Consider the following 22,968-nt stretch of genomic DNA (forward strand, 5'->3'; position numbering starts at 1 on the left):
GCTTCGGCCCTGGTGGCGTGCATCCGGTGTTGCTTTCGGCCACGGCTGCGTCCGTACCCGAAAGAAGGTTCTTGATCGGTCGAAGCGTTTCTGGATCGGTCTGAGCGGTTGTGGATTGGTGGAAGGCGGGAGCGGGCCAAAAGATCTCAGGCTCGGTGGCTGTCCAGATAGGCCTCCATGCGCTCGGCGGGGGCGGGCCGGGCCAGCGCGAAGCCCTGTCCGTAGTGGCAGCCCGCCTGCCGGGCGAGGTCGATCTGCTCCTGGGATTCGAGGCCCTTGGCGACGATCTCGAGGCCGAGTCGCCGGCCGAGGCTCACCACGACGTCGAGGACGGCTGGGGTGGTGGGGTGTTCGCTCGGCTGGTTGACCAGGGATTGGTCGAGTTTGAGCATGTCGACGGGGAGTCGGCGCAGGTGGGCCAGGGATGCCTGGCCGGCGCCGAAGTCGTCGAGGCCTGCGCGGACGCCGAGCGTGCGGAGGCCGGCGAGCGAGGCCACGATGGCCGGGACGTCTTCGGCGATCCAGGTTTCCTGCACTTCGACGACGAGGCGTTCCGGGGCGATGTCGTGGCGGTCCAGGATCGCCGCGATGCGCTCGGGGAAGCGGGCGGTGAGCAGTTCGCGGGGGGCGACGTTCACCGACAGCCAGAAGTCGCTGCCGCCGGCGGTCCAGCCGGTGAGGCGCCGGCATGCCTCGTCGAGGACCCATTCGTCGAGCTCGGCCGCGCAGCCGACAGCTCGGGCGATCGGGAGCAATTCCGCTGGTAGAACCGTGCCGAGCTTTGGGTGGCGCCAGCGCAGCAATGCTTCGACGCCGACGGGCTGGCCGTCGCGGAGGGACACCACCGGCTGGAAGACGAGGTCGAGCTCGCCGCGGTCGGCGGCGCCGAGCAGCTCGCGTTCGAGGTCCATGCGGCGGTGCAACTGGATCTCGACGTCGGTGTCATACCACTCGACGCGGTCCTTGCCGAGCTGGCGGGCTCGGCTGCGGGCCAGGTCGGCGTGGCGCAGGACCTCCTCGGAGTCCTTGCCGCCGGCGAGTTCGGCGAGGCCGACGCTGGTGTGCAGTTCGACGATCATGCCGGGCAGCTCGTAGGGCTCCATCACCGACGTGACGATGCGGGTGGCCAGCGCGTATGCGAGCACCGCGCCGTCCGGCGTGAGGACGGCGAACTCGTCGCCGCCGAGCCGGGCCGCCACGTCGTCCTCGCCGAGCAGGCAGCGGATGCGCCGGCTGACTTCGATCAGGATGGCGTCGCCCGTCTCCCGGCCGCGGCTGTCGTTGATCTCGGCCAGGCCGTGCAGGTCGATGACGAGCAGCGTGCCCTGCTGGCCCGGGCGACGCCGGAACTCGAGGAGATCGCGCATGAGGGCGCGGCGGTTGGCGAGACCGGTGAGCTGGTCGGTGTAGGAGAGGCGGTGCAGGGTGCGCTCGAGATGGCGGCGTTCGCCGACGTCACGGACGTGGACGACCAGCGCGGCCACCTCGGGCACCGAACGCTGGTCGGCGACGGTGGACTCGGTGTCGCGCCAGATGCCGTAACCGTCCAGCAGCCGGGCGTTGATCAGGGTGGGCGGCCCGTCGGCATGTTCGCCGGCGATCAGGGCCTCGATGTCGGCCTGCGCACCGGGGACGTCGTCGGGGTGGATGAGCTGGAGGAACGTTCGGCCGACCACCTCGGCGTCGGCGAGCCCGAACAGCCGCGCGGCGGCCGGCGACTGCCACCGGATGGTCAGCCGTTCGTCGAGCACGAGGGTGAGATCGGTGGCGCCGGCGACCAGTGAACGGAAGTGCGCCTCTTTCACCCGCAGCTGGGCCGTGTAACGCCGGATGTCGCTGACCACCAGCAGTTCGCGCATCGTGAGTACGGCGACCATCGAGACGCCGAGGGCGATCGCCGTGGTGTTGAAGGTGCCGACCACGAGGAGATGGATCAGCGCGGCCACGACGCCGACCGCGGCCGGCACGGCGAGCAGGGGGTAGCTCGACAGATACTGGTCGGTCTCCCGGGATTCGAGGCGCTCCGGCAGGTTACGTCGGGATCCGCCGTCGGCGGCCAGGGTCAGGCCGGCCACGATGACCAGGCCGAACAGCGGAACGAGCCGACCCGCGGGGCCGCCGTTCAGCACGAGGTTGACGATCGTGCAGAGGGCGATCAGCACGCCGATGACACCGAATCCGCAGCGCAGGGCGGCGGGGCGGTGCAGCCGGGCGCGCAGCACGATGACCGTGACGATGGAGACCCCGGCCGCGGCGATGAGCGTGTTGACCAGGGCCGCCCAGGGGGTCCGGTGCAGCGGCGTCACGAGGTACGCGGCGAAGCCCAGGCTCACGCCGAGCCCGAGCCCGTCGAAAACCCGCCGTAGTCGCACCGCCACCGTGGCGGCGGCCCCGGGCAGCAGCATCGTGCCCAGCACGGAGAACCCGGCGGCGGTGGCGAGCACGAGCGCCGCGCAGATGACGACCGCGGGCGGTTTCCACAGCAGCAGCCCGCAGGTGATCGCCGTGGCCAGCGATGCCATGCCGATGAAGCCGGCTCCGCGGCACGCCGCGTAGACGCCCTCCTCGTGGTGAATGGCGAGCGCGGTGTGCCACAGGACCGCCGTGGTGAAGAGCGCGGCCACCCCGACACCCACGACGAGGGCGATGAGAGGCGGCGCGAGCCCGGCCACCCCGGCGACCAGGACGAGCGCGCCGACAGTCGGGGCGAGCAGGAACGGCACCCGGGCGCCGGCCCGGGTGGCGGGGCGTGCGAGGGGTGGCACTGCCACGTCGGCGGAATCCTCTACGGACATCGTGGGGTGGGTAGGGCAGGGCTCGGCGCGGGGAACGCCGCTCCCATATCGGTAACGATCGTCCCTCGGACAGGTTACGTGCGGGGCGTCTGCCCGCACACCGTCAGATCGTCGGGTATGGACCTGCCGCTCCCGACGAGCCGTGACAGTCATCCCCCGGCGACCGACGGAAGCACCTGGATCTCCGCGGTTGCCGGCACCGGCGTCTCCAGCCCACCCGAGCGACGGCAGTCCTCACCGTCCACATAGATGTTCACATAGCGCCGCAAGGTGCCGCTCTCGTCGCGGACCCGTCGTTCCAGGCGCGGCCATCGCTGCGCCACCTCGTCGAGCACCGCGCGAAGGGACCCGTCGGCGACCACGTCCAACCGGGCGGCACCGCCGGAATCCGTCCGCAGCACACCCGGCACCAGCAGGGTAGGCATCAGACCCGCACCGCCCGCACACACAGCACGTCGGGCAGGTGGGCAGCGACCGTCGACCAGCTCTCGCCCTCGTCACGGCTGGCGAACACATCCCCCGCGCGCGTGCCGAAATAGACGCCGGCCGGGGTGGCGTTGTCGACGCACATCGCGTCACGCAGCACGACCGGGTAGTAGCGGCCGTCCGGCAGGCCGTCGTGCTGCGGCTCCCAGGTCGCACCGGCATCGGTCGAGCGGAAGACCCGGCACATCAGGTCGACGGGGTGGCGCTCGCCGTCGGCGGTCAGCGGGAAATTCCAGATGATGCCAGGTGACGACGGGTGGGCCACCATCGCGAAACCGAAGTCGGCGGGCAGCGTGTCGGCGATGGACTGCCAGCTGGCTCCGCCGTCGGTCGAGCGGTAGACCCCGTGGTGGTTCTGGGCGTAGAAGTGGTCGGGATTCGCGCCGTCGCGGGCCACCTTGTGCACGCACTGGCCGAACTCGGGCCACGGGTCGGGCAGGAAGTAGGCCTTGATGCCCTCGTTGGCGGGCGCCCAGGTCTCCCCGCCGTCGGCCGTGCGATAGACGCCGCCGGTGGACATCGCCACCAGCATTCGTCGCGGGTCAGCGGGGTGCGGAAGGATGGTGTGGATCGCCTGGCCGCCGAAGCCGGCACCCCACTCGGGGCGGTGCGGGTGGTCCCACAGGCCGCGGATCAGCTGGTAGGTCTGGCCGCCGTCCTCGGAGCGCCACAGCGCGGACGGCTGGGTGCCCGCGTAGACGACGCCGGGCTGGTCGGGACCCGCGGGAACGATCTGCCACACCCGCTCCACCGCGGCGCCGGCGTCGGACGGGAAAGCGAGCGGGGCGGCGTCAGGCTCCTGCCAGGTGGTGCCGAGGTCGTCGCTGACGGCCACGCTGGGGCCGAAGTGGGAGCTTTCGACCCCGGCCAGCACGCGTGGGGACGGCCCTCGGGTGTCGAAGGCTACGGAATAGACGGCTTGCATTCCGAAGTGCGCAGAGCTGACCTGCCAGCTCTGCCGGTCGTCGTCGCTGACGGCCAGGAACAGGCCTTTCTGGGTGCCGATGGCGAGCAGTTCGGTCATGCGTAGCAGTATGAGCGCCGGGTCCGACAAAAAACGTCCGTCCGCCGGGTGGGAGGATGACGAACGTGAGTCGAAAGCCCGTCCTAGCCGTCCGCAGGTCCGGCGCCCTCTTCCTGGCCGCCTTGACCGCGTTCGTCGGCACCGTGCCCATCGCCACCGTCCGCTGGCAGTTCGTCCCGCTCCTGCTGATCCCGCTGGCGATCGCGATCTGGACGTGGCGGGCGGGCACCGACGTGGACACCGAGGGACTGCGGGTGCGCGCGCTGATCGGCTCGACCACGGTCCCGTGGTCGCGGGTGGCCGAGCTCGCACCGGACCCGCGCGGACGCGTCTCGGCCCTGCTCACCGACGGCATGATGGTGCCGCTCACCGGGGTCACCACGGGCAACCTGGCAGCAGTGCTCAAGGCCGGCGGCCAAGAGGTCAGCCCTCCGGCACCTGACTGATCAGCGGCGCGCCGGCCGGCAGCTCGGCGATCCATACCATCCCGTCACCAAACCGGTCAGGGCCGCAGCGTCCGGCCCGCCCGCGGCTACCCTGGTCTGGTGAACGAGGAGGTCGTGTGATCGTGCGCAGTCGCCGCGTCCGCGCGTGTGCCGTGACGCTCGGCCTCGCGCTGACCCTCACCACCGCGTGCAGCTTCGGTCCGCCGGATCCGGACGTGGCCGGCGCACCACCCAACCTGCCCACCCCGTCGGCCTCCTCGGCCGCGCGGGGCGGCGGCGAGCGCGAGGTGGCGGTCACCGTGCTGGCCAAGGGGCTGGAGGTGCCGTGGGACATGGCGTTCCTGCCCGACGGGTCGGCGCTGGTCACCGAGCGCGACACCGCGCGCATCCTCAAGGTCGGTCCGGAGTCGGACGCCGGCGGCCTCAAGGTCACCGAGGTGCAGCGGCTCTCGGAGGCCTCCGCGGGTGGCGACGGCGGCTTGCTCGGCATCGCCGTCTCGCCCGGCTATGCGACGGATCAGACCGTCTATGTGTATTACTCGACGGCGAAGGACAACCGGGTCGCGAAGCTGAAGCTGAAAGGCAAGCCGCAGCCGATCCTCACCGGCATCCCCCACTCCCGCGACGACAACGGCGGACAGCTCGAGTTCGGCCCGGACGGCCGGCTCTATGTGACGACCGCCGACGGCACCGGCGCCCAGGCGCAGAACCCGAAGAACCTGGGCGGCAAGATCCTGAGGATCACCGCCGAGGGTAAGCCCGCACCGGGCAACCCGGTGAAGAATTCACCGGTCTGGTCGTCGGGCCACCGCAACGTGCAGGGCATCGCCTGGGACTCCGGCAAACGGATGTATGCGAGCGAGTCCAAGCAGAGCAAGACCGGCGAGCTGAACGTGATCCAGAAGGGCAGGAACTACGGCTGGCCGACCGTCGACGGCAACGGCACCGACGCCAAGTTCACGAATCCCCTGGTGAACTGGCCGATCGCGGAGTCGTCCTGTGCCGGCGTCGCGGTGCTGGAGCGAATGATCGCCACGGCCTGCCCGCAGGGCAAGCGGCTGTGGATGGTCGACGTGACCGGCAACGGCACGGTATTCGGCCAGCCCACGGCGCTGCTCGCCAACGAGTTCGGCCGGTTGCGCGCGGTAACCGCGGCGCCGGACGGTTCGCTGTGGGTCGCCACGTCGAACCAGGAGGACGGCGGCGACCCGAAACCGGATGACGACCGCATCATCCGACTTGTCTTCTCCGATGGTGGCGCGGGCCGCAGCTGACTGGCGTTACCGTTTGACGACCGGCACACGGGGGCAGGTGAGCCGTTGACCATGAAGAAAAAACTTTTCCAGCTGACCGCCGCCGCGGTGCGAGCGTGGCGGCATTCCTTGACCCGCCGACTCCGCGTATGGGCGGCCGTGCTCATCGTGAGCCTCACCGGCGTCGTCGTCGGCACGATGCTGCTGGCCCAGTCGGAAATCCCGGTGGGCCCGTTCCGCGCGGACATGTCGATCAGCCCGTCGATCAAGGGCGGCACCGAGGTCGACATTCCGCCCCTGGGCTCACTGCATCTCGACAGCCACGCCGGCCCGATCCACCTGAAGGTCAACCTCGGCGCGCTGGACCAGCAGCGCACCGAGGCGCTGATCGAGGACCCGACCGTGATCAGCGTGGTCGGCCAGTCGGCGGTCGACGACGTGACCCGCGGCGTACTGCAGCTGAGCCTGCGCGCGTTGGGCGCGGCGATCGCCTGTGCGCTGATCCTGTCGGCGCTGGTCTTCCGCAACGTCCGCCGGGTGGCCTCGGCGGGGGTGATCGCGCTGATCGTGACCGGCGGCAGCATGGGCCTGGCCGCGGGCACCGTCCGGCCGGACTCGATCGGCGAGCCGAAGTACGAGGGCCTGCTGGTCAACGCCCCGGCCGTGGTCGGCGACGCGCGCCGGATCGCGGACAACTACGGCCGCTACGCCGATCAGCTCGCGGAGCTGGTGAGCAACGTCAGTCGCATCTACACCACGGTCTCCAGCCTCCCGGTGGAGCCGTCCGGCAACACCACCCGCATCCTGCACGTCTCCGACCTGCACCTGAACCCGGCCGTCTGGAACGTCATCAAGACGGTGGTGAAGGCCTGGGACATCGACGCGGTGGTGGACACGGGCGACATCGTCGACTGGGGCAGCAGCGCCGAGACGACCTATGTGTCCAGCATCAGCCAGATCGGCGTGCCGTACATCTACGTGCGCGGCAACCACGATTCGGCGGCCATCCAGGCGGCGGTGGCCCGCCAGAGCAACGCAACGGTCCTGGACAACTCCACCACCACGATCAACGGCCTGACCATCGCGGGCATCGGCGACCCGCAATTCACTCCGGACAAGAGTGAAACCCCGCCCGCCGAGGCCGCGGACAACCCGGCGGTCGACGTTTTCCCGCTCAGCGGCGAGCGGCTGGCCGCGACGATCAGGCAGTCGAAGACCAAGGTAGGTGTCGCCCTGGTCCACAACCCGGCGATGGCACCACCCTTGTCCGGCGTGGTGCCGGTAGTGCTGGCGGGCCACACCCACCGACGCGAAGTGCGCATGCTCGCGCCCCCCAACCCACCGCAGGACGGCGCCTCCCCCTCCCCCGCACCGTCGGCGGCGACACCCGCTTCGCCGACCCGCCTGCTCGTGGAGGGCTCCACGGGCGGCGCCGGCCTGCGCGGTCTGCAAAAGGAGGAGGCGACACCGCTACAGATGTCGGTCCTGTACTTCGACGAAAACCAGACGCTGAAGGCCTACGACGACATCCAACTGGGCGGCACCGGCGAGTCCAACGTCGAAATGCAGCGCAACGTCATCGGCGTCGACCCCGAACCCACCACCCACCCCTCGGTCATCAACGGCGTCACCCCAGGCATCACCCCAAGCCGCCGATAGTACGGCCGCGGCAAGGCGCAAGGGAACACAGGCGAGCCCGCTGCCGTCCCGGCCATGTGCCGCCCGCATCCGGGCTGACCTGCCAAACCTGCGCCCCACCGTCGGGAGGGACTCCTGACGTGTTCCGGAGAATCAAGCCGGCCGTCCCCCCGCAACACCTGGTGTCGTACGTCGTGCCGATCGATCCCACGGACGGCAGCATTCTGCTGGTCGATCACATCAACGCCGGCTTGTGGCTCCCGCCCGGCGGCCATGTCGAGGTGGACGAGCATCCGACGCGAACCGCCCAGCGTGAGGCACACGAGGAACTCGGCCTCGTCGCCGAACAACAGGCCCTCGACGAGCAGCCGATGTTCCTGACGGTCACGCGGACCGTGGGAATGGACGCGGGGCACACCGACGTGAGCTTGTGGTTCCCGCTCAGCTGCCGGCGCGGGCAAGCCCTCAGGCCCGATCGGAACGAGTTCCACCGGGTGCGATGCTGGACGCCGGCCGAACTCACAGCGGCCGCCCCGTCCCGATTCGACCCGCATTTCCTACGCTTCCTCGGCAAGCTCGAGCAGCACCGGTCACCACAGCCCTGATCAGGCGGATCCGGTCAGGTCTTTTCCAGGCCGGCGATCAGGGCGACCGTGGCGTCGAGTCGCTCCCCATCGCCGCCGGCAAGTGCCGGGTCTGCCCGCCGCCGCGCAACCGCCTCTTCCAGGGCCGACAGAGGATCTCCGCCGACGCGGTCCAGGAAGGCACGCACCAGCGACGCGGCCGCCGGAGCCATGGGCTGGGTCTCATCGACGGCGACCTCCGCCAGGATGACCGCGGTCATGGCGACATCGAGGTCCGGACGCCCCTCGACGGCGTTACGCCAGTCGATGACGACAGGCCCTCGTGGCGTCAGGATGACGTTCTCGGGATGCAGATCCAGGTGCAGGACGCGGACGCCACCGTGGGAGTTCAGGCGGGGAGGCAGCGCGTGCAGGCGGTGATGCAGGTCGGCCAGCAGGGATGCCGCGCCTGCGACGTCGAGTTCACCCGCCGCGAATGCTGACAGCATCGTGTGCCCGTAGAGCCGCTCCATGATGAGGTCGGCACCGCGAGCTTCGTAGACCGCCGGCGTGGGGAAACCATGACCGGCCACGTACGCCATGAGCGTCGCCTCGGCCCCTACGTCGCCGCCGTCGCGGTAGCGCCGAAGCACCCGCCGCGCGTCGATGGCGAAAACGTCGGCGTCGCGGCCCGACCCTAGGCAAGTCAGAGCTTCCATCATGCGACGGTAATGGATCGTTCTTTCCGGTTCCGGTTCCGGTTCCGGTTCCGGTTCCGGTTCCGGGAGCTCGGGGGCCGTCGCGGTCTTCGCTCGGCTGTTCCCATCGGTCAAACGGCGGCGAGAGCCTTGGCGATGTTCCTTTCGGCGAGGTCGAGCATCCATTGGCGCTCGGGAAAGTCGGTGTCCGCGATCCGCAATGGACCCTCGATGAGAGACAGCACCTGGGCGTACCGGTAAAGCCGCAGCCTGTGCGGATCGAGATCGACCGGTCGCAGCATCGGGTAGGCGTCGCCGAACCGCAGTTGGAGCCAGGCGTGCTCCCATTCCACGTCGAAGTACGCCAGGCCTTCGATGTCGATGATCAGGGGCTCGCCGGCGGGGCTGACAAGCACGTGATCCGGTCCGAGTTCGCCGTGGATCAGCCCGTACGCCCGCCGCTCCGCCACCGCACCGCGAAGATGACGCACATGCCCGGCGATCCGGTCGTGAGCCTCGGCAATCCGTCCGTCATGCGCCGCAGCTCCCCGAAGCTGGCCCAACGCCCGGTCCACGATCACATCCTCCACCCGCCGGCGTTGGCTCGCCTCCCCACGGGCAACCGCGGCAAGCTTGCCGTACTCGGCGCCAACCGTGGTGTGCAGACGCCGCAAGCCATCACCAAGCGCGGACAGCGGCCCAACGGCAGCACCGGGGTCGCGTTCCATCACTGCTTCAAGCGTGTCGACGCCGGCATCCTCCACAAGCGCGACGTCGGCATCGAAGTAGCGGCTGCCCCGAACAAGCGCCAGCACCTGCGGAGTGCCCACACCGGCGGCGACAAGCGCCGCATGACTGACAGCGAACAGTTCCGCACCGGACGCATCGGTGAACGGATCGTCGGGAACGGTCAGCGAGGGCGGCCAGTAGTTCTCGCCGGCCGACCACACGTAGAGGATCGCGGTCGAGTGGTCGTCGAGCCGGAGTCGGTAGACCCCCTTCTTGCTGCCACCGGTCAGCCGATCCAGCGCGATGGGCCGACGGCCGCCGCCGAACTGGTCCGTCACTAGGTCTCGAACGTCGTCCGGCTGCAGGAATGTGCGCTGCATACTCGCCCTCCTTGCTGGGACCACCGAGAGGCTGGAGACCACCGAGAGCCTGGACCAGCGCCCGGCCGATCCGAATCAGCGCCGCCTCCAGAGCCGGCCCACCCGAATCAGCGCCGTCCCGAGAGCCCGGCCGACCCGAATCAGCGCCGTCCCGAGAGCCCGGCCGACCCGAATCAAAGCCGCCCCGAGAGCCGGCCCCGCTGAGGAGCAGAGCCGGAGCGCTCGGGAAGCGGGCCGGTCAGCTCAGGCGGGCGAGGATGAGCTCTCGGACGGTCTTCGCGTCGGCCTGGCCGCGGGTTGTCTTCATGACCGCGCCGACCAGGGCGCCCGCCGCGGCTACCTTTCCGTCGCGGATCTTGTCGGCGATGTCGGGGTTGGCGGCGATGGCCTCGTCGACCGCGGTCTGCAGGGCGCCGGTGTCCGAGACGACCTCGAGGCCGTGGGCCTTCATGACCTCGGCGGGGTCGCCCTCGCCGGCCACGACGCCCTCGAGGACCGTGCGGGCGAGCTTGTCGTTGAGCTTGCCGCCGTCGACCAGGGCCTGGAGCTGGGCGACCTGGGCCGGGCTGGCGCCGACCAGGGCCAGGTCGATGCCGGTCTCGTTGGCGCGGCGGGCGAGCTCGCCCATCCACCACTTGCGGGCGCCGGCCGGGCTGGCGCCGGCGGCGATCGTCTCCTCGATGAGCTCGACGGCGCCGGCGTTGGCGACCGACTGCATGTCGAGCTCGCTGATGCCCCAGTCCTCGCGGAGGCGGGCGCGCTTGGCGCTCGGACGCTCGGGAAGAGCGGCCTTCAGCTCCGCCACCCAGGCCGGGTCCGGCGCGATCGGGACGAGGTCGGGCTCGGGGAAGTAGCGGTAGTCCGTAGCCGTCTCCTTGGAGCGCCCCGGGCGGGTGTCGCCGGTGTCCTCCTGGAAGTGGCGGGTCTCCTGCAGGATCCTGCCGCCGTCGTCGAGGATCCCGGCCTGGCGGATGACCTCGGAGCGGACCGCCCGCTCGACCGAACGCAGCGAGTTGACGTTCTTGGTCTCCGTGCGGGTTCCCCACTCCTCACCCGGCTTGTTCAGCGAGGTGTTGACGTCGCACCGCAGCGAGCCCTGCTCCATACGGACGTCGGAGACGCCGAGCGAGCGGATGATGTCGCGCAGCTCCGTCACGTAGGCGCGGGCAACCTCGGGAGCCCGGGCGCCAAGGCCCGGCACCGGCTTGGTGACGATCTCGACGAGCGGGATGCCGGCTCGGTTGTAGTCCACCAGCGACTCGGTGGCGCCGTGGATGCGTCCGGTGGCGCCGCCGACGTGCAGCGTCTTGCCGGTGTCCTCCTCGAGGTGGACCCGCTCGATGCCGATGCGCACGGTCTCGCCGTCGATCTCGACGTCGACGTAGCCGTCGACGCACAGCGGCTCGTCATACTGCGAGGTCTGGAAGTTCTTCGGCATGTCCGGGTAGAAGTAGTTCTTCCGGGCCATGCGGCACCAGCTCGCGATGTCGCAGTTGAGTGCCAGGCCGATCCGGATGGTGGCCTCGATGCCGGCGCGGTTGGCGACCGGAAGCGCGCCCGGCAGGGCCAGACAGACGGGGCAGACCTGGGTGTTGGGCTCCGCGCCGAACTCGGTCGGGCAGCCGCAGAACATCTTCGTGTTCGTGCCGAGCTCGACGTGCGTCTCCAGGCCGATCACCGGCTCGTAGCGGGCGGTCGCGTCCTCGTACGAGGGAAGCACAGTCGTACTCATTCGGGAGACTCCAGGTGGCTGCGGGGCATCCTGACGGAACCAAGCCTAGTGGGCGGGAGCGGCGGGAATCCCGCCGGTTTTCTTACGATCCGATGGTGCTCCGGCAGAGCCGAGAACCCGGCCGGAGCACCGCATGTCACAGCTCGGGCGGGGTGAGCGTGCCGACCGCGGACTCGAGCGCCGCGGCCACCCGGTACATCCGGTCGTCCGCCATCGTCGGCGCCATGATCTGGAAGCCGACCGGAAGCCCCTCGGACAACCCGCACGGCACCGAGATGGCCGGGCCGCCGTACAGGTTGGAGGGGATCGTGTAAAGGTCGGAGAGGTACATCTGGTACGGGTCGGAGGTGCGCGACCCGAACGGGAACGCCACGAACGGCGTGGTCGGCGAGATCAGCACATCAACCCGCTCGAACGCCGAGGTGAAGTCCCGCGTGATCAGCGTGCGAACCTTCTGCGCCTGGCCGTAGTACGCGTCGTAGTAACCGCTCGAGAGCGCATATGTGCCGAGGATGATGCGCCGCTTGACCTCCGGGCCGAAGCCCTCGTCGCGGGTCAGCGACATGACCTCCTCGAGCGAGCGGTTGCCGTCGTCGCCCGAGCGCAGGCCGTAGCGCACGCCGTCGAAACGGGCCAGGTTGGACGACGCCTCACTCGGAGCGATGAGGTAATAAGCCGGCAGCGCGTACTCGAAGTGCGGACAGGAGACCTCGACGACCTCGGCACCGAGCTTGACCAGGGCCTCGACCGACTCACGGAACGCGGCGACGACGCCGGGCTCGGCTCCCTCTCCCGCGAACTCCTTGACCACACCGAGCTTGACGCCGGTCAGGTCGCCGGTCGCGCCGAGGCGGGCCGCGCCGACGACGTCGGGCACCGGCTGCGGGATCGACGTCGAGTCGCGCACGTCGTGGCCGCCGATGACGGCGTGCAGCAGCGCCGCGTCCTCGACTGTCCGGGCGCAGGGGCCTGGCGTGTCCAGCGAGGAGGAGAAGGCGATGAGGCCGTAACGGGACGTGCCACCGTACGTCGGCTTGGCGCCGACCGTGCCGGTGACCGCGCCGGGCTGGCGGATCGATCCGCCGGTGTCGGTGCCGATCGCGAGCGGCGCCTCGAAGGCGGCGAGCGAGGCCGCGCTGCCGCCGCCGGAACCGCCGGGGATGCGCCCGAGGTCCCACGGGTTGTTCGTGGGTCCATAGGCGGAATACTCCGTGGAGGAACCCATCGCGAACTCGTCCATGTTGGTTTTGCCCAGCATGACGGTGCCCGCGGCGCGGAGCCGCTCGACGAGCGTCGCGTCGTAGGGCGGCTTCCAGCCCTCGAGGATCTTCGAGGCGGCGGTGGTCGGCACGCCCTTGGTGGTGACGATGTCCTTGACCGCGACTGGCACACCGGCCAGCGGTCCGAGCTGCTCGCCTCGACCGCGGCGCGCGTCGACGTCGGCCGCGGCGGCAAGCGCACCCTCGCGGTCAACGTGCAGGAACGCGTGGACGCGGTCGTCGACGGCGGCGATCCGGTCGAGGTGCGCGGTGGCGACCTCGACGGCGGAGGACTCGCCGCTCGCGATGAGGCCGGCGATCTGCGCCGCGGTCATCCGGGTGACGTCGCTCACGGCGCTCACTCCTCCTCGTTCAGGATGCGCGGCACGCGGAAGCGGCCCTCGGCGCTGTCCGGCGCGCCGGACAGCACGGCCTCCTGCGTCAGGGAGGGCTGCACGACGTCGTCGCGGTAGACGTTGGTCAGCGGGACGGAGTGCGAAGTGGGCGGGATGTCCTCGGCCGCGACGTCACCGATCCGGGCGACGGACTGGAGGATGACATCGAGCTGACCGGCGAACTGGTCCAGCTCCTCCTCGGTCACGGCGAGCCGCGACAGGCGCGCGAGATGCGCGACCTCTTCGCGGGAGATGGCGGCCATCGTGCCCCCTGGTTTCCGTCGGTGATGCTGACCGGGAAAGTCTATTTGCCCGGGCGAGCGGTTTGTCGGGCGGCTCCCCCGTCTGTGGACAACGAGCGGACTGTGGATAACGCGCTCGGCCCGACGACGAGCCGGAAGACTGGGGCAATGCTTCTAGGTCGCAGCCAAAGCGCCCGGTTCCCGACCGGGCCGAAGCGGGCGATACCGCGCCAGCCACTCGACGAAATCCGCGGCGGGCATCGGACGTGCGTGAAACCAGCCCTGAGCCGCGTGGCAGCCATGAGCGGCGAGCACGCGCCAGGTGCGCTCGTCCTCCACGCCCTCGGCGACGACCCGCAGCCCCAGCGAGCCGGCCAGCGCGATGACCGACCGCACGATCGCCGCGTCGCCGGGGTCGGTGGCCATGCCCAGCACGAAAGATCGGTCGATCTTCACCTCGGACAACGGCAGCCGGCGCACATGCTGCAGGGAGGAATAACCGGTGCCGAAATCGTCCAGCGAGATCGCCACCCCCATCCGATCGAGCCGGGTGATGGTGTCGAGGACCCGGTGCGGGTCGGCCATCAGCGCGCTCTCGGTGATCTCGAGCTGCAGCAGGTCGGCCGGCACGGCGTACCGGAGCAGGAGGTCTTTGATCTCCTCGGCGATGTCCGTGGCGTGCAGGTCGCGGACGCTGACGTTGACGGAGGCCCGGACCGGACGACCGCCGGCCCGCCAGGCCGCGAGCTGGCCGATGACCTCGCGCAGCACCCGGCTGGTGAGCAGCCGCATCACCGGCGTCTGCTCGGCGACGCGCAGCAGCTCCTCCGGGCCGACGACACCGCGCACAGGGTGCCGCCAGCGCAGCAGCGCCTCCACGCCGACAACCTCACCGCTCGCGATGGCGATCTGCGGCTGGTAATAGAGCAGCAGACCCTCGGCCGGCTCCTGTTTCAGGGCGTGCCGCAGGTCGGCGAGCAGGGTCAGGTCGGGCGTGTGATGCTCGGCGTCGCGCGCATATACCGCCATCTGCGCGCCGCGCTGCTTGGCGTCATACATCGCAGCCTCAGCCTGGCGCAGCAGCGCCGCGCAATCGCCGCCACGCTCGGACTGCACCGCGATGCCGATCGACGCGCTGACGTCGATGACCAGGCCGTCCAGAGCGAAAGGCGATCCGAGCGCTTCGGCCAGGTGCGAGGCGATCCGCCGGGCCGCTGCCGGCCCGTCGACCCGGGTGGCCAGCACCGCGAATTCGTCGCCCCCGAGCCGGACCACAAGATCATGCGGGGGTACGGCCGCGGCCAGGCGCTGTGCCACCTGGACCAGCAGCCGGTCACCGTGGGTATGTCCCAGTGCGTCGTTGACGGTACGGAACCGGTCGAGATCCAACAGCAGCAACGCGATGCGCCGCTCGGGGCGGTGCGAGCCCCGGCCGTTGCCCCGTTCGGCGACGGAGGCCTGCAACGCCCGCCGGTTCGGCAGGCCGGTGAGCACGTCGACCCGGGCGGCCCGCTCGAACTCACCCGCCGACCGCACCATCCGATGCACGGCGTGCAGGGCCAGCAGCACCAACGGTACGAGCGCGAGCCCGACCTGGGCGGCGGCGAGCACGATCGGACCGAGCAGCAGCAGTGCGGCCGTGGCGAACAGCTCGAGCCCCCACCGCTGCGCCCGTCGGCGCTTGCGTCCGCCGCTGAGCAACCGCGCGGCGAGGGCGTCAAGGCCGTAGCGTGCGCCGATCCAGGCGGCCGCGGCGGCCACCGTGACGAGGGCGTCATGCCAGTCCGGCTCGGTGTCGAGGCGCAGCCCGGCCAACCAGGCGACGAGGGCGCATGCGGCGAGCGCGCACGCATGCTGCACCGCCAGGTGCAGGGCACGCCGCGGCGACTGCCCCATCCGCACGCCGGCGACGGCCATGGCGGCCAGTTGCACGGCGACGGCCGGCACAAATCCCCAGGCCAGTGCGATGCCGAAGGTGAAGCAGATCGAGGGCAGGATGACCGAACTGGCCCGCCGGTTCGCCACCACATAGGGCCGGGCGTCGACAGCGAGAGCCAGGCCGGCCATTACCCAGAAGGCGGTCGGCAAGGACCCGAAGGTGCCGGAGAAGGAGACCGCGAGGGCCGCGTCGACGAACGCCGCGCCGCTGACGGCGGCGACGGCACCGCGCCTCGCCACGAGGGCCCGCCGCTCACCCGGCATGGAGATGCGCTGCTGTGCGGCACCCATGCGACCTCCACGATGGCGTCGACCGACCGAGTCCTCCTCACCCTAGGTCCATATCGACAAAACTACGCTAAACAGACTTGCCGTTATCAAATTGGCATAAGTGATAGAACAGGAAATCGCCGCTCTTTCCCCCGATTGGAGCGAGGCGGCGTAACCGGCCGTCGGTCAGGATTTCTCCTTGGCCGGTTCCTCCACGATCTCCGCCACCGAGCGGGCCGCGTCCGGGCCCTGCGCCAGCAGCACCGCGAATCCCTCCTCGTCCAGCACCGGAACCTTCAGCTGGAGAGCCTTGTCGTATTTGCTGCCGGGGTTGTCCCCGACCACCACGAACCCGGTCTTCTTCGACACCGAGCCGCTCACCTTTCCACCGCGGGAGGTCACCGCCTCGGTTGCCGCGTCGCGCGAATACGAGGCGAGGGTTCCGGTCACCACCACCGTCAGCCCTTCCAGCGGACGCGGCCCCTCGTCCGTACGCTCATCGGCCATCTTCACCCCGGCCTCGCGCCATTTGGTGATGATGTCGCGATGCCAGCCGACGGCGAACCACTCTCGCAGGCTCTCGGCGATCGTCGGCCCGACACCCTCCACGGCGGACAGCTCCTCGACCCGGTCCTCGGCCAGCGCCGCCTCGATGGCCTCCAACGAGCCGAAATGCCGCGCCAACGCCTCGGCGGCGGTCGGGCCGACATGCCGGATCGAGAGCGCGACCAGCACCCGCCACAGCGGGCGTTGCTTCGCCTCCTCGAGGTTCTCCAACAGCTTGACCGCGTTGCTGCCGAGGCTGCCGTCCTTGTTGACGAAGAAGGGCGCCCGCCCCAGATCGTCGGCGGTGATGTGGAACAGGTCGCCCTCGTCGGTGACGATCTGCGATTCCAGCAGCGCCTGCCCCGACTTGTAACCGAGCACCTCGATGTCGAACGCCTTGCGGCTGCCCAGGTGGAACAACCTCTCACGCAGCTGCGACGGGCACGACCGGGAGTTGGGACAGCGGATGTCGACGTCGCTCTCCTTGGCGGGCGCGAGCGTCGTGCCGCACGCCGGGCACTCGGTCGGCATCACGAACGGCCGCGCGTCGTCGGGACGCAGCTCCATCACCGGGCCGAGCACCTCGGGGATGACGTCACCGGCCTTGCGCAGCACGACGGTGTCACCGATCCAGACACCCTTGCGCTCGACTTCCTGCGCGTTGTGCAGGGTCGCGAGGGCCACGGTCGAACCGGCCACGCGTACGGGCTCGAGCACCGCGAACGGCGTCACGCGCCCTGTCCGTCCGACATTGACGTCGATGTCGAGCAGCTTGGTGGTGACCTCCTCGGGCGGGTACTTGAAGGCGATGGCCCAGCGGGGCGCCCTGCTGGTGGAGCCGAGCCGGCCCTGGATGGCCACGGAGTCGACCTTGATAACCACCCCGTCGATCTCGTGCTCGACATCGTGGCGATGCTCGGCGTAGTAGGCGATGTAGTCCCGCACGCCGCCCATGCCGTCGACCAGCTTCCACCGGTCGCTGGTCGGCAGGCCCCAAGCCTTCAGCGCCTCGTACGCATGGGACTGCGAGGTGGGAGTGAAGCCCTTGCGGGCGCCGATCCCGTGCACGACCATCCGCAGCCCCCGGGTGGCGGTGATCCGCGGATCCTTCTGCCGCAGGCTGCCGGCGGCGGCGTTGCGAGGGTTGGCGAACGGCGCCTTGCCCTGCTCCACCAGCGAGGCGTTGAGATCGGCAAAGGCGGAAGCGGGAAAATAGATCTCACCCCGCACCTCGAGCAGCTCGGGGGGATCCTCCCCGGCCAGGCGCTCGGGGATCTCCCGGATCGTGCGGACGTTGGGCGTGACGTCCTCACCCGTACGCCCGTCGCCCCGCGTCGCGCCGCGGACGAGCTTGCCCCGCTCGTAGGTGAGGTTGATGGCCAGACCGTCGACCTTGAGCTCGCAGATGAACTCGACCGGACCGCCGGCGTCTCGCACGGTCCGCTCGGACCACGCACCGAGCTCGGCATCGTCGAAGACGTTGTCGAGCGACATCATCCGCTCGGCATGCTCCACCGCAGTGAACTGAGTGGAGAAGGTCCCGCCGACGTTCTGCGTGGGCGAATCCGGCGTCCGCAGCGCCGGAAATTCCTCCTCGAGGGCCGTCAACTCGCGCAGGAGCTTGTCGAACTCGGCGTCGGAAACGGTCGGCGCGTCGAGCACGTAGTACCGATACTGGTGCCCGCGGATTTCATCGCTCAGCTCGGCGTGACGGGCGCTGGCATCGGGCGTCGGCTCGGCCCCCGCGGCGGCGACCTGCTCGGCGGTAGGTTGCCCGGCGACAAGCTCCCCGCCCTCGGCGGAGGCCTCCACCATGGCGTCCTCCGCAGCGTCGACGGCGTCGACGGCGTCGACGGCCGACGCGACACCGCCAGCAAGCTTGTCCGGCGACGCGACACCGCCAGCAAGCTTGTCCGGCGACGCGACACCGCCCGCGGGCTTGCCTGCCGACGCGGCACCGCCCGCGGGCTTGCCTACCGACGCCGCAGCGCCCGCAAGCTTGCCCGCCGACGCGGCGTCGCCGGCGAGCTTGCCCGCCGACGGGGCACCGCTGGCGAGCTTGTCCGCCTCGGCGGCGTCTGCCGGGGATTCGGCATGGGGATACTGCTTCTCGGGCACCGGGACCTCCGTGTTCGTCTTTCAGGAGGCACGTTAGCCGGCCCCACTGACAAACTCCGGCTGTGGAGGTGCGGCGAGCCGCCCGACCCCCTCGGCGTCACCAGACCAGGCAGAAAGGATGACCCACCGGATCGGCGTAGACGCGGAAGCTCTCACCGCCGCCTTCCAGCCGCTTGGCGCCGGCCGCGAGCGCTCGGCGTTCGGCCTTGTCGATGTCGTCCACGCGAACGTCCAGGTGGAACTGCTGAGGACGGTCGGAGTCGGGCCACTGCGGAGGAAGCAGGTCGGGCGCCTTCTGGAATGCGAGGCTGGGCGCGTCGGAATCTGTGCGGAGTTGCACCCAGTCGTCCTCGTCCTGCACGACATGCATGCCGAGAAGTTCGGTGTAGAACCGGGCCAGGGCACGAGGATCGGGGCAGTCGATGACGATGGTGTCTAGACGTCCAATCATGACTCGCATGATGCACGCCGGGTCCGACGAAAAAGACCCGAACCATCAGACTTCCGCCCGCCGACGGACCACAGCACGGCTCAACCCCGGCCGCGCAGCAAGACGCCGGTCGGCACCACAGCGTGGCCCACGGCACTCGGTGATCGCCGCGCTGTGATCGCCGCGCTTCAGCGGCCCGAGAACCTCCTCGTGACCGGTGATCCAGGTCAGGCCTCGGCTAGCCGACGACCCGCCTCACGGCATGCCGTGAGCACCGCGCGGACATACTCCGGCGTCGCCCCGGCGAGTCCGCAGGCCGGCGTTACCACTACCTGCTCCGGTAGCCGCGCGGCCGGGAAGCCGAGTTTGCTCCACAGTCCCCGTACCCGCTCGGCGACCTGGGCCGACGTCGGCGCGCCGCCCGCCGACGGTGGCCGCGTCGGCACGGCGCCGGCGAAGAGGCCGACGCCGGCCTCGATCGCCTCGCCCAGGGGGTCGAGATCTTTCAGCAGCGCCAGGTCCAGCGCCAAGGCGGCGGCTTGGGAGTCACGCAGAACCTGCAACGGTACGTCCGAAGCACAGCTGTGCACGACCACCGGAACACCGACGGTCTCGACGACGGTTCGCAAGGCAGTCGCCGCGTCGGGACCGTCGACGACCCTGTAGGCGCCCAAGCCGCTCTCCGTCGGCACCTGACCGGCGAGCACCGCGGACAGGGACGGTTCGTCGAGCTGGAGCAGCACGGTGGCGCCGGGCAGGCGTCTGCTCACGTCGGCGACGTGGCGGCGCAGCCCCTCGGCGAGCGAGTGAGTCAGGTCGCGCACAGCTCCCGGGTCGCGCAACATCCGGCCGCCGATGGGCAGTTCGAGGCTCGCGGCGAGGGTCCACGGACCGGCGGCCTGCACCTTGACGGTGCCGGTGTAGCCGTCGCCCTGCTCGGTGAACTGGTCGAGGTCCCGCTCCAGCAGATCGGCCGTGCGCCGCATGTCTCTTCCCGGCCGGGGCGCGACCTGCCACCGGCCGGCGTAGAGCTGCACCGGCAGCTCCACGAGGAAACCGGCGCCCCGCCCGATCAAATCGGCGCCGGGGCCGCGGGCGGGCAGCTCGGCGAGGTGCGGCAGCTCGGGCAGCTCGCCGACGACCAGCCGCTGGGCTTCGGCGATGTCGGTGCCGGGCAACGACCCGATCGCCGTCGCCGACCCTCGCGCCCAGGGAAAGTCAGGCACCGGGCTTGACCGTATCGAAAGAAGTGGCCACGGCACGCTCACCGGCCGCGACGCCGGCGGCGGCACGCCCACCCGCCGCCGTGTTGCCCGCAGCACGCTCACCCGCAGCCACAGCGCCCACGGCGAGCTCACCCGCCGCCACGGCATCTGCAGCACGCTCACCCGCCGCCACAGCGCCCACGGCGAGCTCACCCGCCGCCACGGCATCTGCGGCACGCTCACCCGCCGCCACAGCGCCCACGGCGAGGTCACCCGCCGCACTGCCCGAGGCACGCTCGCCCGCCGTGATGGTGGCCGAGCCGAGCACGATGTCGCCGTCCGGATCCGGCCGGTAGGCCACGATCGCCTGACCGGCGGCCACCCCTCGCGCCGGGGTCCGGAGCCGTGCGGTCAGCCCGTCGTCGTCGAGGGCTACCACCGCCGGCACCACTTCACCGTGCGCGCGGAGCTGCACGTCGCACTCCACCGGGGTGCTGTCACCGTGCCAGATCGGGCGCTCGGCGGTCACCGTGTCGACGGCGAGGTCCTCTCGGGGGCCGACCGTGACGGTGTTGGTCTTCGGGGTGATCGACAGGACGTAGCGGGGACGGCCGTCGGGCGCCGGAACGCGTAGGTCCAGGCCCTTGCGCTGACCGACCGTGTAGGCATAGGCACCGGAGTGCTGCCCCAGCACCGCCCCCGTGCGGCCGTCGACGATGTTGCCGGGGGACTCGCCCAGGTGGCCGGCGAGGAAGCCGCGGGTGTCGCCGTCGGCGATGAAGCAGATGTCGTGCGAGTCGGGCTTCTCGGCGACGGCGAGGCCGCGGGCGGCCGCCTCCTCGCGGACCTGCGCCTTGGTGGAGTCGCCGAGCGGGAAGATCGCGCGGTCGAGCTGGGCGCGGGTGAGCACGGCCAGCACGTACGACTGGTCCTTGGGGAGGTCGACGCTGCGCCGCAGCAGGCCGTCGGCGCCGAGTCTGGCGTGGTGGCCGGTCACCACGGCGTCGAAGCCCAGGGCGACCGCGCGGTCCAGCACCGCCGCGAACTTGATCTTCTCGTTGCACCGCAGGCAGGGATTCGGCGTGCGGCCGGCGGCATATTCGGCGACGAAGTCGTCGACGACGTTCTCGTGGAACTGGTCGGCCATGTCCCATACGTAGAACGGGATGCCGATGACGTCGGCGGCCCGCCGGGCGTCGCGGGAGTCCTCGAGGGTGCAGCAGCCGCGCGCCCCGGTCCGGTAGGTCTGGGGATTCCGCGCCAGCGCCAGGTGCACACCGGTCACGTCATGGCCGGCATCCCGGGCGCGCGCGGCAGCGACGGCGGAGTCGACACCGCCGGACATTGCTGCAAGCACTCGCACGTCGGCAAGCCTAGCCGCCGCCACCGACACTTCCCCACCGCCCGCCGGCGGAGGACGGACCCGAGGGTCCGAAGCAGTCGAAAGGGCCACCCGCAGCGGCTATGACTGCCGCGGCGTCTTCCAGGCCGTGGCCCGGCGCGCCCGCTCGACCGCACCCGGCAGCGCTCCCATCAGCGCGTCGACATCCTCCGCCGTCGAGGTGTGTCCGAGGGTGAAGCGCAGCGACGACCGCGCGCGGTCGTCGTCGGCGCCCATGGCGAGCAGGACGTGGGACGGCTGGGCCACTCCGGCCGAGCATGCCGATCCCGTCGAGCACGCGATCCCCTGCGCGTCCAGCAGCAGCAGCAGCGCGTCACCCTCACAGCCGGGAAAGGAAAAGTGCGCGTTGGCCGGCAGCCGGTCGGTCGGGTCACCGTTGAGGATCACATCGGGTACGGCGGCGCGTACGCGCGCGACCAATTCGTCCCGGAGGGTGGCGACGTGTGTCGCGTAGTCCTGCTGGCTCTTGACCGCCGCCTCCACCGCGACAGCGAACGCCACCACGCCGGGGGTGTCGAGGGTGCCGGAGCGTACGTCGCGTTCCTGGCCTCCGCCGTGCAGTTGGGGCGTCGCGGCGATGTCGCGGCCGAGCAGGAGGGCGCCCACGCCGACCGGGCCGCCCAGTTTGTGGCCGCTGACGGTCATCGCCGCCGCGCCGCTGGCCGCGAAGTCGACCGGGATCTGGCCGACCGCCTGGACCGCGTCGGTGTGGAAGGGAATGCCGGCGCGGGTCGCCAGCGCCGCCAACTCGGGGAGCGGCTGCACGGTGCCGACTTCGTTGTTCGCCCATTGGACGCTGATGACGGTGATCTGGTCGCCGTAGGCCTCGATGACCGCCGCGAGCGACGCCGGGTCGACGCGGCCGGCCCGGTCCACCGGGAGCCAGTCGACGGCCGCTCCCTCGTGGCACCCCAGCCACTGCACCGCGTCCATGACCGCGTGGTGCTCGACAGCCGACGCCACGACCCGGTTGCGCCGCGGGTCCGTGCCGTGGCGTGCCCAGTGGATGCCCTTGGCGGCCAGGTTGTCGCTTTCGGTCCCACCGCTGGTGAAAATCACCTCGGAGGGTCGCGCCCCGAGCGCCGCGGCGATCCGCTCGCGGGACTCTTCGACCAGCCGGCGGGCACTTCGGCCGGCAGCGTGCAGGGACGACGGGTTGCCGACCTGCCGGGCCGCTGCGACGTACGCGTCGAGCGCCTCGGCGAGCATCGGCGTGGTCGCCGCGTGATCCAGGTAGGCCATCGTGATGAAGCTTATGCCTTGACCCATCAACCGATTCCCCGCGCCCGCCACCGGCTCGCTCAGAACGACCCCAACGGCTTCGGGGGGAGGGGATGGCCCACGCAGGGATCAAGCCTGACAGTGAGGATGGGGGGCGTCCTCCTCGGGCTGGGTCTGACCCTAAGCCTGGCTGACCTC

At 70.6% G+C, this 22,968-nt stretch carries 17 protein-coding genes and 1 pseudogene; 4 read left to right on the plus strand and 14 right to left on the minus strand.

The genetic code is table 11. From position 1 onward, the window contains the following. Positions 1–146: 146 nt before the first annotated feature. The 3 genes from AB0M36_RS34430 to AB0M36_RS34440 form a co-directional block, all read right to left on the minus strand. Positions 147–2,795 carry an EAL domain-containing protein gene (locus AB0M36_RS34430; RefSeq protein ID WP_364166377.1) on the minus strand — a complete coding sequence of 883 codons (2,649 nt, stop codon included), beginning with the start codon at positions 2,793–2,795 and terminating at the stop codon, positions 147–149. Between the two features lie 149 nt (positions 2,796–2,944). Further along, entirely contained in the window at positions 2,945–3,220 is a 276-nt protein-coding gene (locus tag AB0M36_RS34435; RefSeq protein WP_364166379.1) for a MoaD/ThiS family protein, read from the minus strand. Beyond that, on the minus strand, positions 3,220–4,305 hold the full coding sequence (locus AB0M36_RS34440; RefSeq protein WP_364166380.1) for an exo-alpha-sialidase: 1,086 nt from the start codon (positions 4,303–4,305) through the stop codon (positions 3,220–3,222). The genes AB0M36_RS34435 and AB0M36_RS34440 overlap by 1 nt, the downstream gene beginning before the upstream one ends. 65 nt (positions 4,306–4,370) lie before the next feature. Here AB0M36_RS34440 and AB0M36_RS34445 point away from each other — a divergent pair, with 65 nt between their 5' ends. From AB0M36_RS34445 to AB0M36_RS34460, 4 genes are all read left to right on the plus strand, one after another. After that, entirely contained in the window at positions 4,371–4,751 is a 381-nt protein-coding gene (locus AB0M36_RS34445) for a PH domain-containing protein (RefSeq protein ID WP_364166382.1), read from the plus strand. Between the two features lie 152 nt (positions 4,752–4,903). Next, entirely contained in the window at positions 4,904–6,025 is a 1,122-nt protein-coding gene (locus tag AB0M36_RS34450) for a PQQ-dependent sugar dehydrogenase (RefSeq protein ID WP_364166416.1), read from the plus strand. A gap of 51 nt (positions 6,026–6,076) precedes the next feature. Continuing rightward, complete coding sequence (locus AB0M36_RS34455) at positions 6,077–7,663, plus strand: metallophosphoesterase (protein WP_364166384.1); 1,587 nt, start codon at positions 6,077–6,079, stop codon at positions 7,661–7,663. Between the two features lie 119 nt (positions 7,664–7,782). Beyond that, positions 7,783–8,247, plus strand: coding sequence for an NUDIX hydrolase (locus AB0M36_RS34460; RefSeq protein WP_364166385.1), 465 nt, complete (start codon positions 7,783–7,785; stop codon positions 8,245–8,247). Between the two features lie 14 nt (positions 8,248–8,261). Here AB0M36_RS34460 and AB0M36_RS34465 read toward each other — a convergent pair whose 3' ends face one another. From AB0M36_RS34465 to AB0M36_RS34515, 11 genes and pseudogenes are all read right to left on the minus strand, one after another. Then, positions 8,262–8,924, minus strand: coding sequence for a phosphotransferase (locus AB0M36_RS34465; RefSeq protein ID WP_364166387.1), 663 nt, complete (start codon positions 8,922–8,924; stop codon positions 8,262–8,264). 110 nt (positions 8,925–9,034) lie between these two features. Beyond that, positions 9,035–10,012 (minus strand): aminoglycoside phosphotransferase, encoded by a 978-nt coding sequence (locus AB0M36_RS34470; protein ID WP_364166389.1) that lies wholly within the window; start codon positions 10,010–10,012, stop codon positions 9,035–9,037. A 238-nt stretch (positions 10,013–10,250) separates the two neighbouring features. Next, on the minus strand, positions 10,251–11,744 hold the full coding sequence (gatB, locus tag AB0M36_RS34475) for an Asp-tRNA(Asn)/Glu-tRNA(Gln) amidotransferase subunit GatB (protein ID WP_364166390.1): 1,494 nt from the start codon (positions 11,742–11,744) through the stop codon (positions 10,251–10,253). A 136-nt stretch (positions 11,745–11,880) separates the two neighbouring features. Beyond that, the gene (gene gatA / locus AB0M36_RS34480) at positions 11,881–13,356 is read right to left on the minus strand and encodes an Asp-tRNA(Asn)/Glu-tRNA(Gln) amidotransferase subunit GatA (RefSeq protein WP_364166392.1); all 1,476 of its coding nucleotides are present in this window, start codon (positions 13,354–13,356) and stop codon (positions 11,881–11,883) included. Between the two features lie 5 nt (positions 13,357–13,361). Continuing rightward, the gene (gene gatC, locus AB0M36_RS34485) at positions 13,362–13,661 is read right to left on the minus strand and encodes an Asp-tRNA(Asn)/Glu-tRNA(Gln) amidotransferase subunit GatC (RefSeq protein ID WP_364166394.1); all 300 of its coding nucleotides are present in this window, start codon (positions 13,659–13,661) and stop codon (positions 13,362–13,364) included. 153 nt (positions 13,662–13,814) lie between these two features. Beyond that, positions 13,815–15,869 carry an EAL domain-containing protein gene (locus AB0M36_RS34490; RefSeq protein WP_364166396.1) on the minus strand — a complete coding sequence of 685 codons (2,055 nt, stop codon included), beginning with the start codon at positions 15,867–15,869 and terminating at the stop codon, positions 13,815–13,817. Between the two features lie 165 nt (positions 15,870–16,034). Further along, on the minus strand, positions 16,035–18,209 hold the full coding sequence (gene ligA, locus AB0M36_RS34495) for an NAD-dependent DNA ligase LigA (protein WP_364166418.1): 2,175 nt from the start codon (positions 18,207–18,209) through the stop codon (positions 16,035–16,037). A 400-nt stretch (positions 18,210–18,609) separates the two neighbouring features. Then, complete coding sequence (locus AB0M36_RS34500) at positions 18,610–18,963, minus strand: VOC family protein (protein ID WP_364166398.1); 354 nt, start codon at positions 18,961–18,963, stop codon at positions 18,610–18,612. A gap of 206 nt (positions 18,964–19,169) precedes the next feature. Further along, complete coding sequence (locus AB0M36_RS34505) at positions 19,170–20,168, minus strand: methionine synthase (RefSeq protein WP_364166400.1); 999 nt, start codon at positions 20,166–20,168, stop codon at positions 19,170–19,172. 280 nt (positions 20,169–20,448) lie between these two features. Beyond that, positions 20,449–21,510 (minus strand): annotated as a pseudogene (gene mnmA / locus AB0M36_RS34510) (tRNA 2-thiouridine(34) synthase MnmA); the annotation flags it as partial. Positions 21,511–21,609: 99 nt separating this feature from the next. Further along, positions 21,610–22,791 (minus strand): cysteine desulfurase family protein, encoded by a 1,182-nt coding sequence (locus tag AB0M36_RS34515; protein WP_364166402.1) that lies wholly within the window; start codon positions 22,789–22,791, stop codon positions 21,610–21,612. Positions 22,792–22,968: the final 177 nt, after the last annotated feature.

It is taken from the genome of Actinoplanes sp. NPDC051346, assembly GCF_040682215.1.
Lineage (GTDB): Bacteria > Actinomycetota > Actinomycetes > Mycobacteriales > Micromonosporaceae > Actinoplanes.

Bases quoted from the DNA above. Each gene is read 5' to 3' on its own strand.
- AB0M36_RS34455 (WP_364166384.1), top strand. From the start codon at position 6,077: ATGAAGAAAAAACTTTTCCAGCTGACCGCCGCCGCGGTGCGAGCGTGG.
- AB0M36_RS34500 (WP_364166398.1), bottom strand. From the start codon at position 18,963: ATGATTGGACGTCTAGACACCATCGTCATCGACTGCCCCGATCCTCGT.
- AB0M36_RS34440 (WP_364166380.1), bottom strand. From the start codon at position 4,305: ATGACCGAACTGCTCGCCATCGGCACCCAGAAAGGCCTGTTCCTGGCC.
- gatB (WP_364166390.1), bottom strand. From the start codon at position 11,744: ATGAGTACGACTGTGCTTCCCTCGTACGAGGACGCGACCGCCCGCTAC.
- AB0M36_RS34465 (WP_364166387.1), bottom strand. From the start codon at position 8,924: ATGGAAGCTCTGACTTGCCTAGGGTCGGGCCGCGACGCCGACGTTTTC.
- AB0M36_RS34490 (WP_364166396.1), bottom strand. From the start codon at position 15,869: ATGGGTGCCGCACAGCAGCGCATCTCCATGCCGGGTGAGCGGCGGGCC.
- AB0M36_RS34435 (WP_364166379.1), bottom strand. From the start codon at position 3,220: ATGCCTACCCTGCTGGTGCCGGGTGTGCTGCGGACGGATTCCGGCGGT.
- AB0M36_RS34430 (WP_364166377.1), bottom strand. From the start codon at position 2,795: ATGTCCGTAGAGGATTCCGCCGACGTGGCAGTGCCACCCCTCGCACGC.
- AB0M36_RS34470 (WP_364166389.1), bottom strand. From the start codon at position 10,012: ATGCAGCGCACATTCCTGCAGCCGGACGACGTTCGAGACCTAGTGACG.
- AB0M36_RS34515 (WP_364166402.1), bottom strand. From the start codon at position 22,791: ATGGCCTACCTGGATCACGCGGCGACCACGCCGATGCTCGCCGAGGCG.
- gatC (WP_364166394.1), bottom strand. From the start codon at position 13,661: ATGGCCGCCATCTCCCGCGAAGAGGTCGCGCATCTCGCGCGCCTGTCG.
- ligA (WP_364166418.1), bottom strand. From the start codon at position 18,209: ATGGTGGAGGCCTCCGCCGAGGGCGGGGAGCTTGTCGCCGGGCAACCT.